General features: G+C 58.9%; 13 protein-coding genes. 3 read left to right on the forward strand and 10 right to left on the reverse strand.

What is annotated here, in order from left to right; all coding sequences use genetic code 11:
• Positions 1-20 precede the first annotated feature (20 nt).
• A complete protein-coding gene (mgrA, locus tag ALO80_RS12565; protein WP_055009243.1) occupies positions 21-1,058 on the forward strand; it encodes an L-glyceraldehyde 3-phosphate reductase in 1,038 nt (345 codons plus the stop codon).
• A gap of 136 nt (positions 1,059-1,194) precedes the next feature.
• On the opposite strand, the gene ntrC is transcribed toward mgrA, so the two are convergent.
• The 7 genes from ntrC to glnA all read right to left on the reverse strand — a co-directional run bounded on the left by ntrC (position 1,195) and on the right by glnA (position 7,908).
• Positions 1,195-2,631: a nitrogen regulation protein NR(I) gene (gene ntrC / locus ALO80_RS12570; protein ID WP_002555721.1), complete on the reverse strand. Its 1,437-nt coding sequence runs from the start codon at positions 2,629-2,631 to the stop codon at positions 1,195-1,197.
• Positions 2,628-3,713 (reverse strand): nitrogen regulation protein NR(II), encoded by a 1,086-nt coding sequence (gene glnL, locus ALO80_RS12575; RefSeq protein ID WP_002555720.1) that lies wholly within the window; start codon positions 3,711-3,713, stop codon positions 2,628-2,630. Before glnL ends, ntrC begins: the two co-directional genes overlap by 4 nt.
• 283 nt (positions 3,714-3,996) lie before the next feature.
• Positions 3,997-4,614, reverse strand: a complete 618-nt coding sequence (locus tag ALO80_RS12580) for a DUF4124 domain-containing protein (protein WP_055009244.1) — start codon at positions 4,612-4,614, stop codon at positions 3,997-3,999.
• Positions 4,615-4,625: 11 nt separating this feature from the next.
• Complete coding sequence (locus ALO80_RS12585) at positions 4,626-5,168, reverse strand: DUF4124 domain-containing protein (RefSeq protein WP_083493255.1); 543 nt, start codon at positions 5,166-5,168, stop codon at positions 4,626-4,628.
• Between the two features lie 78 nt (positions 5,169-5,246).
• Positions 5,247-5,804: a chorismate mutase gene (locus ALO80_RS12590; RefSeq protein ID WP_054988526.1), complete on the reverse strand. Its 558-nt coding sequence runs from the start codon at positions 5,802-5,804 to the stop codon at positions 5,247-5,249.
• A 116-nt stretch (positions 5,805-5,920) separates the two neighbouring features.
• Entirely contained in the window at positions 5,921-6,334 is a 414-nt protein-coding gene (locus ALO80_RS12595; protein WP_055009246.1) for a cupin domain-containing protein, read from the reverse strand.
• Between the two features lie 167 nt (positions 6,335-6,501).
• On the reverse strand, positions 6,502-7,908 hold the full coding sequence (glnA, locus tag ALO80_RS12600; protein ID WP_054988528.1) for a glutamate--ammonia ligase: 1,407 nt from the start codon (positions 7,906-7,908) through the stop codon (positions 6,502-6,504).
• Between the two features lie 336 nt (positions 7,909-8,244).
• On the opposite strand from glnA, the gene thiI reads away from it, so the two are divergent.
• Positions 8,245-9,699, forward strand: a complete 1,455-nt coding sequence (gene thiI, locus ALO80_RS12605; protein ID WP_054988545.1) for a tRNA uracil 4-sulfurtransferase ThiI — start codon at positions 8,245-8,247, stop codon at positions 9,697-9,699.
• A 143-nt stretch (positions 9,700-9,842) separates the two neighbouring features.
• Positions 9,843-11,663: a translational GTPase TypA gene (gene typA, locus ALO80_RS12610; protein ID WP_054988529.1), complete on the forward strand. Its 1,821-nt coding sequence runs from the start codon at positions 9,843-9,845 to the stop codon at positions 11,661-11,663.
• Between the two features lie 78 nt (positions 11,664-11,741).
• Here the strand turns inward: typA and ALO80_RS12615 are convergent, their stop codons facing one another.
• The 3 genes from ALO80_RS12615 to ALO80_RS12625 all read right to left on the reverse strand — a co-directional run bounded on the left by ALO80_RS12615 (position 11,742) and on the right by ALO80_RS12625 (position 14,787).
• The gene (locus ALO80_RS12615) at positions 11,742-12,584 is read right to left on the reverse strand and encodes a DeoR/GlpR family DNA-binding transcription regulator (RefSeq protein WP_054988530.1); all 843 of its coding nucleotides are present in this window, start codon (positions 12,582-12,584) and stop codon (positions 11,742-11,744) included.
• A 131-nt stretch (positions 12,585-12,715) separates the two neighbouring features.
• Positions 12,716-13,489 carry an L-iditol 2-dehydrogenase gene (locus ALO80_RS12620; protein ID WP_055009247.1) on the reverse strand — a complete coding sequence of 258 codons (774 nt, stop codon included), beginning with the start codon at positions 13,487-13,489 and terminating at the stop codon, positions 12,716-12,718.
• Between the two features lie 38 nt (positions 13,490-13,527).
• The gene (locus tag ALO80_RS12625; protein ID WP_375233057.1) at positions 13,528-14,787 is read right to left on the reverse strand and encodes an ABC transporter substrate-binding protein; all 1,260 of its coding nucleotides are present in this window, start codon (positions 14,785-14,787) and stop codon (positions 13,528-13,530) included.
• Positions 14,788-14,830: the final 43 nt, after the last annotated feature.

Here is a 14,830-nt window from a genome sequence, read left to right on the forward strand (position 1 = left end):
CCCAGACAAGAGAGGATTCAATGACCTACATCGCTGCCGAAAATCGTTACAACGACATGCCTTATCGCCGTACCGGCCGCAGCGGGCTGGTGCTTCCGGCGCTGTCGCTCGGCCTGTGGCACAACTTCGGCGACAGCACGCCGATCGACACGCAGCGTGCCATGTTGCGCACAGCGTTCGACCTGGGTATCAACCATTTCGACCTGGCCAACAACTACGGTCCGCCCTACGGCAGTGCCGAGATCAACTTCGGTCGCCTGTTGCGCGAAGACTTCAAGCACTACCGCGATGAATTGATCATCTCCAGCAAAGCGGGTTGGGACATGTGGCCGGGTCCTTACGGCCAGGGTGGTGGTTCGCGTAAATACGTGCTCGCCAGCCTTGACCAGAGCCTGCAACGCATGGGGCTGGATTACGTCGATATCTTCTATTCTCACCGCTTCGATCCGGACACTCCGCTGGAGGAGACCGCCGGCGCACTGGCCACCGCGGTGCAGCAGGGCAAGGCTCTGTATATCGGTATCTCCTCGTATTCCGGGGCCAAGACTCGCGAGATCGCTGCGTTGCTCAACGAGTGGAAAGTGCCGTTGCTGATCCACCAGCCGGCTTACAACCTGCTCAACCGCTGGGTCGAAAAAGACCTGCTCGACGCGACCGAAGAGCTGGGTGCCGGTGTGATTGCCTTCACTGCGCTGGCTCAGGGGCTGCTGTCTGACAAGTATTTGAACGGCGTGCCCAAGGATGCACGGGTCAACCGTCCGGGCGGTGGCTCGCTACAGGCTTCGCACCTGTCCGAGCAGAATATTGCCCATGTGCGCGCGCTTAACGAAATCGCTCAGCGTCGCGGACAAAGCCTGGCGCAAATGGCTCTGGCCTGGACGCTGCGCGACCCGCGCGTGACGTCGGCGCTGATCGGCGCGAGCCGTCCCGAGCAGATCATCGAAAACGTCGGCGCACTGAAGAACTTGGCGTTCAGCCCGGAAGAGCTGACCGAGATCGACAGTTTTGCGGTGGAAGGCGGGATCAACCTGTGGGAAAAGCCATCGCTGGCTGAGTGATGCCAGCGCTTCGCTTGTTTTGACTATCGTTACCGCGCTCCGCGTGGGAATGCAGTTCCGGATGCTCTGTGTCCTGCATTGACTGGTCGTTCATGCCAATTCAGAGCATTGGCATGAACGACCATCATATAACCACTCAGCCTTCATCAGCCTCGTCGTCATCCCCGCCATCGACCTTCATGCCCAGTTCCTTGATCTTGCGGGTCAGGGTGTTGCGACCCCAGCCCAGCAGCACGGCGGCATCGCGGCGGCGGCCGGCGGTGTGCTTGAGGGCGGTTTCGATCATGATCCGTTCGAACGTCGGCACGGCACTGTCCAGCAGGCTGGACTGACCGCGAGACAACGCCTGATCGGCCCACTGACGCAAGGCCTGCTCCCAGTTGGTGACCGGGGCGGCGTCTTGCGGCAGGCTCAGCAGTTCCGGTGGCAGGTCGCTGATGTGCACTTCACGACCCGAAGCCATGACCGTGATCCAGCGGCAGGTGTTTTCCAGCTGACGAACGTTGCCTGGCCATGGCAGGTGCTTGAGGTATTCCTCGGTCTCGGCCTTGAGCAGCTTGGGTTCGACCGCCAGTTCCTGCGCAGCACGGCTCAGGAAATGCTTGGCCAGGGTCGGGATGTCTTCGCGACGGTCCGACATGCGTGGAATGTGAATGCGGATCACGTTCAGACGGTGAAACAAGTCCTCACGGAACTTGCCGGCCTGCACCAGGGTTTCGAGGTTCTGGTGAGTCGCGGCAATGATGCGCACGTCGACCTTGACCGGCGTGTGCCCGCCAACCCGGTAGAACTCGCCATCGGCCAGCACACGCAGCAGGCGGGTCTGGGTGTCGGCTGGCATGTCGCCGATTTCATCGAGAAAAAGCGTGCCGCCGTCGGCCTGCTCAAAACGACCGCGACGCAGGTTGGCCGCGCCGGTGAAGGCGCCTTTTTCGTGGCCGAACAGCTCCGATTCCATCAAGTCCTTGGGAATCGCCGCCATGTTCAGCGCAATGAACGGCGACGCCGAGCGCGGGCTGTGGCGGTGCAGTGCATGAGCGACCAGCTCTTTACCGGTCCCCGACTCACCGTTGATCAGGACCGTGATGTTGGAATGACTCAAGCGACCGATTGCGCGAAACACTTCCTGCATCGCCGGCGCTTCACCGATGATTTCAGGGGTGCGGGTCAACGTCGGCGCGACGTCCAGACCCTGCTGTTCCTGAGCGTGCTGATTGGCACGCTTGACCAGCGATACGGCTTCGTCGACGTCGAATGGTTTGGGCAGGTACTCGAACGCGCCACCCTGATAAGAGGCCACTGCGCTGTCCAGGTCCGAATGGGCAGTCATGATGATCACCGGCAGACGCGGATGCTGCTCGCGAATCCGTGCCAGCAGGTCCAGACCACTGGCGCCGGGCATGCGGATGTCGGAAATGATCACGTCCGGTTGCTGACGGGCCAGACGGCTCATCACCCCGTCGGCGCTGTCGAAGCTCTGTGTGGTCATGCCTTCCTGTTGCAAGGCCTTTTCCAGTACCCAGCGAATAGAACGATCGTCGTCTACGATCCAGACAGTTTCACTACGGCTCATGTCGAAGCTGCTCCTTGTTCCAGCGGCAGGAAGATCGAGAACGTGGTGTGGCCGGGATGGCTGTCACACTCGATCAAGCCCTGGTGCTGGCTGATGATGTTCTGGGTAATGGCAAGACCTAGCCCTGTGCCATCCGGGCGGCCACTGACCATTGGGTAGAAAATGGTTTCCTGAAGTTCGGCCGGAATACCGGGGCCGTTGTCGATGATCTCGATCTTGCTCACCAGTCGATGGCGAACGTGCCCGATGGTGAACTGGCGCATGGCGCGGGTACGCAGGGTGATCCGGCCCAGGCGCAGCTCGTTCTGGCCACTGATGGCCTGCATCGCGTTGCGCACGATATTGAGCACGGCCTGAATCATTTGCTCGCGGTCGATCAAGACGTCAGGGATGCTTGGATCGTAGTCGCGCACCAATGTGATGCAGCCCTGACTTTCTGCTTCGACCAGGCTGCACACTCGCTCCAGCACTTCATGCACATTGGTCATGGCCAGCGACGGCAATTTGTTGGAGCCCAGCATGCGGTCGACCAGATTACGCAGGCGGTCGGCCTCTTCGATGATGACGTTGGTGTAATCCTTGAGGCTCTCTTCCGGCAACTCGCGGGCCAGCAGTTGTGCGGCTCCGCGAATGCCGCCCAGCGGATTCTTTATTTCGTGAGCCAGGCCGCGCACCAGCATCTTGGTGGTTTCCTGTTTGGACAACTGCGCCTCTTCCTTGGTGATGCGCAGCAGCCGGTCACGCGGGTGTACCTCAAGCAGCAGCAGGGTATCGCCCTTGCTGAGAATCGGCGTCACCGCATAGTCGACAGTCAGGGTCTGACCGGTCAGTGCAGTGAGCATCGCTTCGCGTTTGGTGAAAGGGTGAGCCTGTTCGACTGCCTGGCGCAGCGAACTCAAGGCTTCGGCCGACTCGGTGAACAGCTCGCTGATGAATTGCCCATGGCTGCGCTGCCCGCTGATGGCCAGCAGCATTTCCGCCGCCGGGTTCATGTACTCAAGACGCAGATCGGCGTTGAGCAGAATGGTGGCAGTGGTCAGGTTATCCAGTAACAGTCTGTGCAGCGCATCGCTGATAGTCATGAATCGTGTTGACCTCTTTTGGCACATTGCAGTCGCGCAATGCTGGTGCTGGTTGGTCTGCGCCAGCAGGAGCAAAGCCACCAATACGGTGCTGTGCCAGTGAAGTTGCAAAAAACAAACCAAGGCTCCGAAAAGAAGCGCTTTATCTGCAAAGGCGGGCGGTTTTTCGAGAGAGTGCCCGCATACGGCGCTACCTGCAGAGCGTTCCTGAACCAAATTGGGCTGTATTGTTGCGCAGGTGCGCATATGGCGCACCAAAAAGGTGCTTTGATTTTATCGGGGATCAGAAGAAAGGCAGGATGCTGCTTTTCGGCTCGGGCTTGTCCTTGAGCGGGCACTCGGGGCGTACGCCGAAATCGTCATCCTTGCACGGATGAGTCGCACGCTTTTGCGCAAGGGATATGCGCTGAAGGTGAAAAGGCTGATTGGGGGTTTTTTCCAGAACCCTGCCAAGCTCGTCAAAAATCTCCACCGATAACTGGTGCGTGCCGCGATCCACATTGCTCAGCGGGAAAACCGGGCTGCGTCCCGCCTGGCCGACGGCAACACCGTCCAGCAGCAGACGATAACTGTGACCGGGCTGTAACACCGGTTCGCTGGTGACGGTAACGATCAGGTCGCCACCGGGATTGACCAGCGTGGTGTCCGGTTCGGGCACCAGGATTCTCAGCAACTGATAGTGAAACATCGGTTGTACTGCAGGTTTGGCGGGGTGTGCCTTCAGCGTCCGGGTCGGCGGCGTGCCGGTCATGTTGTTGCTGGGTGGAATGTCGACGCGTGTAGCGTTCTTGCGCGGCTGATCGGTAAACACCCGATTACCCTGTGCATCTATATAGGTGTACACGTCGGCTGCTGCGGGCAGCGTCCACAGCAACAACAGGCAGGTGAGCAGGTTGCGCATTCTGTATCTGTTCATGGCTTGCCGAGGTGTACGCGCTGGACGGTCAGCGTGATGGTCTCGCTTTGCTGAATGATCCGTTCGCCGTCTTTCACGACCACCGCGAAACTGTGCTCGCCGCGATCTATGTTGACTACCTGAAAGCGTGGCAGGTTGGAGGGCTGTCCATACAGATTACCGTCCAGCAGCAGTTGCAGGCGATGATCCTGCTGCAGGCGCGGCTGGATTTTCACGCCGATGATAAACGTGCCATTGTTGGCGCGTAACGCTTCATCGGTAGGAAGGTCTGTCAGTTCCAGTACGTCATAGGCGGTTTGTGGTTGTGGTTGTGGTTGTGGCTGTGCCGGAGCCGATTGCGGCGGGCTGTTGACGACCGGTCTGGCGGGCGCCTGTGTTTCGATACTGTTGAGTGGCGGCAACTCGACCACCTCGGTCCTGGTGCCGTCGGGTGGCTGATTGCTGAACGCGGTGTTGCCGTTCGCATCGGTGTACTTATAGATCTGCGCCAGCGCAGGCAGGCTGATCATCAGCAGCAGGCAAATCAGACTTTGACGCATGGGACTCTCGACAGCAGGGGCACGATTGGCCGTCAGCATAGAACACATCGCCCTATGCTGCGCTATCCACCTGATGTGTCAGAGTTTTGCCGAGCAAAGGTCGGCAGTGGCCAGCACCAGCGCCTGATCGTGAATCGCGTCAGTCTGGTATCGCCGCAGCGCTGAATCCAGCTGAACCCTGCAGTTCTCGGCGTTACGTAGCGGTTGAAAGTCTGCATACGCCTGTAGCAGTTGGGTCTGCAGGCGATCCAGTTTCGGACGGATGTCGTCTGCCAGGCTGAGCCTGGCCGTGTCGGGTGCCTTGCCTGCCGCGTGCCACTGGGCGAGGAGGGCGTTCTGCACCTGTTTGTTGGCCTCGATCTGTGCGCGGAACAGACGCTGGATGTCGTCCGGGTCCAGCTTGAATTCGGCAGCACGCGCCTGGGCTGCGCTGATGACTTGCTGCTCGCGCGGCGGGTCTTCAACGGCCTTGCCGCTGTCCCATTTGCTCAGTGCAACCTGATCCGCGATGCTCAGGCGCTCGCTGATTGCCTGCAGCAATGGCTCAAGGGCAGAAGGCTTTTGCTCGGCGGCAAAGGCGAAGCAGGAAGACATGCACGTCAGCGTCAGCAGGGATGTGGCCAGAAGCAGGCGCATAGCAGCTCCATCTCGAATCGGTGGGTGAGGCGAAGATTTAACTCCAGCTAACCGGTCAGAGCCAGTGTCGGGTGGTGAAGAAAACTTCACCACCCGACTGACAGGCTGCTGTGAGGCTATTGCGACAAGGGCGTCGCCGCTGTCGCTGCGTAGAAAACGATGAGTTCGACCGGCATGTCGCCGGTCTGGCCGCGATGCACGATATCGACCATTTCCGCCAGTGCATCGCCCTTTTTCAGGTGAATACGCTTCTTGCTGTCTCTGGCCTCCACCGTGATTTCTCCGGCGACCACATAGGCAGCATTGGGAATCGGGTGGCTATGCCATTTCAGTGCTGTGTTTGCAGGAATTTTGATGTTCAGAAGGGTCAGTTCCGGCCGGCCTTCGGGGTAGGACTCGTAAGGCGTACCGTCCCAGGAGGACTGGCTTTTCAGCAGGACGCGGGAGTCGACGGTGGTTTGCGCTTGTTGGGCAGCAGCGCCGCCAGTCAGTACGAGTAGCGCTGTTGCAATAAGGAGTCGGTATGTCATGCGGGGATTAACCTTGCTGGCTGAAATTCAAGCCAGAAGTCTGCCCGGTATTTTTCTGGTAATACGGTATCCCGCTACCGCACAAAAATAAAAAATCTGTTTATCAGAAACGAAAAGACCTCCCGAAGGAGGTCTCCCGTTACGCCGGCAATGCTGGCGTGGCTGGATCAGCAGCTGTAGTACAGCTCGTATTCCAGTGGGTGTACGAAGGTGCGAACCTTGATTTCTTCTTCGCTTTTCAGCTCGATGTAGGCATCGATGAAGTCGTCGCTGAATACGCCGCCCTTGGTCAGGAACGCGCGGCCCTTGTCCAGTTCTTCCAGGGCTTCTTTCAGGCTGCCGCAAACTTGTGGGATCTCTTTGGCCTCTTCAGGCGGCAGGTCATACAGGTTTTTGTCAGCAGCGTCGCCAGGGTGGATCTTGTTCTGGATGCCGTCCAGACCAGCCATCAGCAGGGCAGCGAATGCCAGGTACGGGTTGGCTGCCGGATCCGGGAAACGTGCTTCGATACGACGGCCGCGTGGGCTGGAGACGTAAGGAATACGGATCGACGCGGAGCGGTTACGCGCCGAGTAGGCCAGCATGACAGGAGCTTCGAAGCCCGGGACCAGACGCTTGTAGGAGTTGGTCGACGGGTTGGTGAAACCGTTCAGTGCCTTGCCGTGCTTGATGATACCGCCGATGAAGAACAGGGCAGTGTCGGACAGGCCGGCATAGCCTTCGCCCGCGAAGGTGTTCTTGCCATCCTTGGAGATGGACATGTGTACGTGCATACCCGAACCGTTGTCACCGTACAGTGGCTTGGGCATGAAAGTAGCGGTACGGCCGTATGCATCGGCAACGTTGTGTACGCAGTACTTCAGGGTCTGGACTTCGTCAGCCTTCTTGACCAGCGTGTTGAATTTCACGCCGATTTCGTTCTGGCCGGCAGTGGCTACTTCGTGGTGGTGAACTTCCACGACCTGGCCCATTTCTTCCAGGGCGTTGCACATTGCGGTACGGATTTCGTGGTCGTGGTCGACTGGTGGCAGCGGGAAATAGCCACCCTTGACGCCAGGACGGTGGCCTTTGTTACCGCCATCGACGTCGCCGTCGGTCATCCAGGAAGCCTGTTCGGAGAAGATCTTGAACATGGAGCCGGAGATGTCGGACTTGAACTTCACTTCGTCGAAGATGAAGAACTCTGGCTCAGGGCCTACAAAGACGGTGTCGCCGATACCGGTGGACTTCAGGTATTCCTCGGCACGGTGGGCAATCGCACGCGGGTCGCGGTCGTAGCCTTGCATGGTCGAAGGTTCGATGACGTCGCAGACCAGCACCAGGGTCGGCTCTTCGGTGAACGGGTCGAGCAGTGCGGTTTCGTCGTCCGGCAGCAGAATCATGTCGGAGGCTTCGATACCTTTCCAGCCAGCAATGGAGGAACCGTCGAACATTTTGCCGACTTCGAAGAAATCGTCTTCCAGTGCATCGCGCGCAGGCATGGTGACGTGCTGCTGCTTGCCCTTGGTGTCCGTGAAGCGCAGATCAATCCATTTAACGTCATGATCTTTGATGAGTTGAACCGACTTCGACATGGTGTCCTCCGGGTGGCTAGAGACCGACTTGATAGAGTTGTGGTCCCTTGAATTTGGGTGATGCCGGCGCGAATACTCTGCCAAGGCAACCTGCCTCACAAGGGAGCAATTTGCATGCCAGTGCCCCGTGTTGGGTTTTTTGCTTCAAATGCAGGCTTTCAGAGGGCGAAAAGGCGTTGTGAGGGAAAATTGCGCACCTTTATGGCGCTGCAATTTGGTGCGTCGACTCTTTTTGGTGCGTCATCGATTGCGTGTACGATAACTGGTTAAACCTTGAGCAATTTCCGCTATAATTCGCGCCCCCCTTTTTTGGTCGGCACCTCGCGCTCCGTTTCCATGAAACTAATCGTTAAAGTTTTCCCTGAAATCACCATCAAAAGCCCTCCGGTGCGCAAGAAATTCATCCGGCAGCTGGGCAAGAACATTCGTACCGTGCTCCGGGAACTGGACGCGGACATTGTCGTGGGTGGCGTATGGGACAACCTTGAGGTCGAAACCCGGCTGACCGACCCCAAAGTGCTGCAGGGCATCAGGGAGCGGCTGAGCTGCATGCCGGGAATTGCCAATTTCCTGCAGGTGGCCGAGTACCCGCTGGGCGATCTGGACGACATCGTTGCCAAGTGCAAACTGCACTATGCCGACCTGTTGCCCGGCAAGATGTTCTCAGTGCGTTGCAAACGCGCCGGCCGCCACGATTTCAGCTCAATGGATGTCGAGAAATACGTCGGCAGCAAGTTGCGGATGCAGTGTGGTGCTGCCGGAATCGAGCTGAAAAAGCCCGATCTGGTCGTGCGGATGGAAATTCGCGACCAACGGTTGTTCGTCGTTCATGACCAACATCAGGGCATGGGCGGTTACCCGCTGGGTGCGCTGGAGCAGACACTGGTATTGATGTCCGGCGGGTTCGATTCGACCGTTGCGGCCTACCAGATCATGCGCCGCGGCCTGATGGCACACTTCTGCTTCTTCAATCTGGGCGGACGTGCCCATGAACTGGGCGTAATGGAAGTCGCGCACTTCATCTGGAAGAAGTACGGCAGTTCGCAGCGGGTGCTGTTTGTCAGCGTGCCGTTCGAGGAAGTTCTCGGAGAAATTCTGCAGAAAGTCGATAACAGTCATATGGGTGTAGTTTTGAAGCGTATGATGTTACGCGCTGCATCCGCCGTGGCTGATCGTCTTGAAATCGATGTGCTGGTTACCGGCGAGGCTATTTCTCAGGTTTCCAGCCAGACGCTGCCAAACCTGTCACTGATCGATGCAGCGACCGACAAACTGGTCCTGCGGCCGCTGGTGGCCAGCCACAAACAGGACATCGTGGACCTGGCGACTGAAATCGGCACCGCTGATTTTGCCCGGCACATGCCTGAATATTGCGGGGTGATTTCGGTCAACCCCAAGACCAACGCCAAGCGAAATCGCGTTGAGTACGAAGAAAAACAGTTCGACATGGCGATTCTCGAGCAGGCGCTCGAGCGCGCAAAGCTGGTTTCGATCGATCGGGTCATCGACGATCTGAGCCGCAATGTCGATATAGAAGAAGTCAGCCAGGCGCTGGCCGGTCAGGTCATCATCGACATCCGTCACCCGGATGCCCAGGAAGACCAGCCGCTGCAAGTGCCCGGCGTGGAGATACAGACGTTGCCGTTCTACGCATTGAACAGCCGTTTCAAGGCACTGGATGACACGCGCCAGTACCTGCTGTATTGCGACAAAGGCGTCATGAGTCGCCTGCATGCTCACCATTTGCTCAGTGAGGGGCATGCCAATGTGCGCGTATATCGACCGAGCTAAGTGCCCGGGGCTGTTTGCCTGTGGCTTGCGTCACCGGCCCCCCGACACCAGTCGTCATGCCGTAACGGCTTTTGCCGACTCGAAATAGTTAATCGCTGCCTTTAAACAGTCAGCAGACCGAATCCTCTGATCGAGATACACAAGTGATCGAAAATCTACGCAACATCGCCATCATTGCTCACGTTGACCATGGTAAGACCACCCTGGTAGACAAACTCCTGCGCCAGTCCGGCACCCTTGAGCGCAACGAGCTCAACGACGAGCGCGTGATGGACTCCAACGACCAGGAAAAAGAGCGCGGTATTACCATTCTCGCGAAGAACACCGCGATCAACTGGAATGGCTACCACATCAACATCGTGGACACCCCGGGCCACGCCGACTTCGGTGGTGAAGTAGAGCGCGTGATGTCGATGGTCGACTCCGTACTGCTGCTGGTCGATGCCCAGGACGGCCCTATGCCGCAAACCCGTTTCGTGACCAAGAAGGCGTTCGAAGCCGGCCTGCGTCCAATCGTGGTCATCAACAAGGTCGACCGTCCAGGCGCGCGTCCGGACTGGGTTCTGGACCAGATCTTCGACCTGTTCGACAACCTCGGTGCCACCGAAGAACAGCTGGACTTCAAAGTCGTCTACGCCTCGGCCCTGAACGGTATTGCCGGTCTGGAACACACCGACATGGCTGAAGACATGACCCCGCTGTACCAGTCGATCGTCGATCACGTTCCTGCGCCAAAGGTTGACCGTGACGGCCCGTTCCAGATGCAGATTTCGGCTCTGGACTACAACAGCTTCCTGGGCGTCATCGGTGTTGGCCGTATCGCTCGCGGTCGCGTCAAGCCAAACACTCCGGTTGTCGCTATCGATGCCGAAGGCAAGAAGCGTAATGGCCGTATCCTGAAGCTGATGGGTCACCACGGTCTGCACCGTGTGGACGTTGAAGAAGCAGCTGCCGGCGACATCGTCTGCATCAGCGGCTTCGACCAGCTGTTCATCTCCGACACTCTGTGCGACCCGCTGAATGTTGAAGCGATGAAGCCGCTGACCGTCGACGAGCCGACCGTTTCGATGACCTTCCAGGTTAACGATTCGCCGTTCTGCGGCAAGGAAGGCAAGTTCGTCACCAGCCGTAACATCAAGGAACGTCTGGACAAGGAACTGCTGTACAACGTTGCTCTGCGCGTTGAAGAAGGCGACACCGCCGACAAGTTCAAAGTCTCCGGCCGTGGTGAGCTGCACCTCTCGGTTCTGATCGAAACCATGCGTCGCGAAGGCTTCGAAATGGGCGTTGGTCGTCCTGAAGTGATCATCCGTCGCGTTGGCGAAGTCAAGCACGAACCGTACGAAAACGTGACCATCGACCTGCCGGAAGAATCCCAGGGCGCGATCATGGAGCAGATGGGTCTGCGTAAAGGCGACCTGACCAACATGGTTCCGGATGGCAAGGGCCGTGTTCGCCTCGAGTACAACATCCCGGCCCGTGGCCTGATCGGTTTCCGTAACGAGTTCCTGACCCTCACCTCCGGTGCAGGCATCCTGACCTCGATCTTCGACCGTTACGACGTGATGAAGTCCGGCGACATGTCCGGCCGTCAGAACGGCGTTCTGGTTTCGGTTGAAACCGGCAAGGCACTGACCTACTCCCTGGAAACCCTGCAAGCGCGCGGCAAGCTGTTCGTCGAGCACGGTCAGGAAATCTACGGTGGTCAGATCGTTGGTCTGAACAGCCGCGACAACGACCTGGGTGTGAACCCTACCAAAGGCAAGAAGCTCGACAACATGCGTGCTTCGGGCAAAGACGAAACCATCGCTCTGGTTCCACCTGTCAAGTTCACCCTTGAACAGGCTCTGGAATTCATCCAGGACGACGAGCTGTGCGAAGTCACGCCGAAGTCCATCCGTCTTCGCAAGAAGATCCTGGACGAAAGCGAGCGTACCCGCGCTGCCAAGAAAGCCAAGGCTTGATACCTGCTCTGCGCTGAATAAAAAACCCCGGTCGAGAGACCGGGGTTTTTTTTGACCTGCTGATCACCGCAATGAGGTTCAGGGCTTGATATCCAGGGCCTGTCGCTTTCCGGCCACGGGTGCCAGCAGCAGTTCGATCCGCTGTTTGCGGATCCCGTCGGCAGCCGCTTCGGCCAGTGCCGCGTCGGTGATGATGGTGTCGAACTGCTCGAGTCCGGCCACCTTGTACATGCCGAAGGTGCCGTATTTGGAGCTGGTGGCGATCAGTACCGTCTGCGATGCAGACTGCATGGCGGCCTGCTTGACCTCGACCTTCAGCGCCGACGGCGTGGTGGTGCCGCGTTGCAGGTCCCACGAGCTGGTGGACATGAAGGCCACGTCGGTGGCCAGTTGCCGCAAAGTGGCTGCAGCGAGCCCGCCGACGCTCGAACGGTTCGGGTGATCCAGCAGGCCGCCTGTGTGGATCACATCCACATGCGCAGCATCGGCCAGCGCGTTGACCACACCAAAGTCGTTGGTCACTACCGTCATGCCAGACAACGCAATGATATGCGGCACGATTTCCAGCGTGCTGGTGCCTGCGTCCAGGTAAATCGTCATGTCCGGATGCAGAAGCCCCGCTGCGAGTCGCGCCATGCCTTGTTTGTGCGGCAGCTCGACAACCGCCTTGGACTGGTGGCTGGGTTCGCTGTGGACCTGGCTGGCGATACGCACGCCACCTGTGACCGAATAGGCACGGCCTTCCTGTTCCAGTTGGGCGATATCGCGGCGGATGGTCATGTGCGAGCAATCGAACATCTCCATCAACTGATGCACGCTGAGCACCTGATGCTTGCGCAACTGACGCAGCATCAGCTCCCGGCGCTGATCAGGAATCATAGGTGTACCGCCGGAAATGGCGATCTCCTCTTCAGTGGACATTCGTACTCCTGTACATCAATGAGCCGCCTCAGGCAGCAGACGGTCCGCGCATCTTAGCCAATCGCTTCGGCAATGGAAGCGGCGACCGGCGTTTTTTGCGTGGTGCGGCTCATCCTTGCATCCGTCGCTGCCTAACTCATCCAGTTGCCACCATCGACATTGTAGGTCTGCGCCACCACGTATTCGCTGTCGCCAGAGGCGAGAAAGATCGCCATGCCGGTCAGGTCATCCGCCGTGCCCATGCGTCCGTAAGGCACCTGTTCGCCCACTTGTTTCTTCTTCTCGCCCAACGGCCGGTTTTCATACCGGGCGAACATCGCATCGACGCCATCCCAGTGTTCACCGTCGACCACGCCCGGTGCGATGGCGTTGACGTTGATGCCATGCCTGATGAGGTCCAGACCGGCTGATTGCGTCAGGCTGATAACCGCCGCCTTGGTCGCGCAGTAAACTGCCACCAGCGCTTCGCCGCGGCGACCGGCCTGGCTGGCCATGTTGATGATCTTGCCGCCGTTCCCCTGGGCAATCATTTGCTTCGCCGCTGCCTGCAACGTGAACAGCGTGCCGGCGACATTGATTGAAAACAGCCGCTCATAGCTGTCGCGGGTGATGTCGACAATCGGGGCCAGATCAAACAGCGCGGCGTTGTTGATGAGGATATCCAGCTTGCCGGTCTGCGCGACCACTGTGGCGATGGCCTGATCGATGGACGCCTGTTCCGTCACGTCCATCCTGACCGCATAAGCGTTCGGGCCCAGCTCGGTTGCCGTGGCCTGTGCGCGCTCCAGATTGATGTCGGCAATGGCTACACGAGCACCTTCCCGAATATAGGCCTGTGCAAAGGCCCGCCCTATGCCCCGCGCCGATCCGGTGATCAGCGCGCTTTTACCTTCAAGTCGTTTCATGGTTCATCATCCGTCCAATACAGTTGAGGGCTGCCGCTTTACTTCGGATAACCGGCGCGTTTCATCTCGCGCTCGGTGACCGCCTGTGCAGCAGTAAGCGCCTGTTCAGTGGTGCTCTGGCCGGTCACGGCGGCCGAGAACAGCTTGCCGACCGAGGTGCCGATGGCCTGAAACTCCGGAATCGTCACGTACTGGATGCCCACGTAAGGCACGGGTTTGGCCGAGGGGTGTGCAGGGTCGGCGTGTTGCATCATTTGCAACGTGACCTTGGCGAACGGCGCGGCTTTCAGGTAAGCCTCGCTGTAGGTAGAGGTCCGGGTGCCAGGCGGTACATTGCTGATACCGTCTTTCTCGGCGACCAGCTGGATGTAGGCCTTGGACGTCGCCCAGGTGATGAACGTCCTGGCTGCTTCCTTGTGCCTGGAGGTGGCCGGTATCGCCAGCGACCAGGCATAGAGCCATGACGAGCCCTTGTCGGTCACTTCGACCGGCGCAGGCGCAAAGCCGACGCTGTCGACCACCTTGCTCTGCTCCTTGTCGGTGGTGAACGAGCCGGCTACGCTGGCGTCCACCCACAACGCGCATTTGCCGCTGTTGAACAGCGCGAGTGTTTCGTTGAAGCCGTTGCTCGACACGCCCGGCGGGCCGTAGTTTTTGAGTGTATCGACGTAAAAATTCGCCGCCTTGCTCCATTCCGGGCTGTTCAGTTCCGGCTTCCACTGCTCATCGAACCAGCGCGCGCCGAACGCATTGGCCATGGTGCTGAGCAGCGCGATGTTCTCACCCCAACCGGCCTTGCCACGCAGGCACATGCCGTAAACGCCCTTGTCGGGCTGATGCAGCTTCGCGGCGAATTCGCCCAACTGCGTCCAGGTCGGGTGTTCGGGCATGCTCAAGCCTGCCTGCTTGAACAAGTCGGTGCGGTAGTAAGTGATGGTGCTTTCGCCATAAAAGGGCAGGGCATAAAGCGTGTCCTTGACTGACAAGCCTTGGCGCACCGAGGGAAAGATGTCCCCCAGATCGTAGTCCGGCGCAAGGCCTGTGACCGGCTCCAGCCACTGTTTTGCACCCCATAGCGGGGTCTCGTAGGTGCCGATGGTCAACACGTCGAACTGGCCACCCTGCGTGGCGATGTCGGTGGTCAGGCGCTGGCGCAGGACGTTTTCTTCCAGCACTACCCAGTTGAGTCTGATGTCAGGATGTTGCTGCTCGAAGATTTTCGACAGGCGCTGCATGCGGATCATGTCACCGTTGTTGACGGTGGCAATCGTCACGGTTTCGCTGGCCTGAGCGGCCATGCCGATAAGGGCGACGGACACGCCCGCTGACAGAAAAAGCGCT

Source organism: Pseudomonas caricapapayae, from assembly GCF_001400735.1.
Taxonomy (GTDB): domain Bacteria; phylum Pseudomonadota; class Gammaproteobacteria; order Pseudomonadales; family Pseudomonadaceae; genus Aquipseudomonas; species Aquipseudomonas caricapapayae.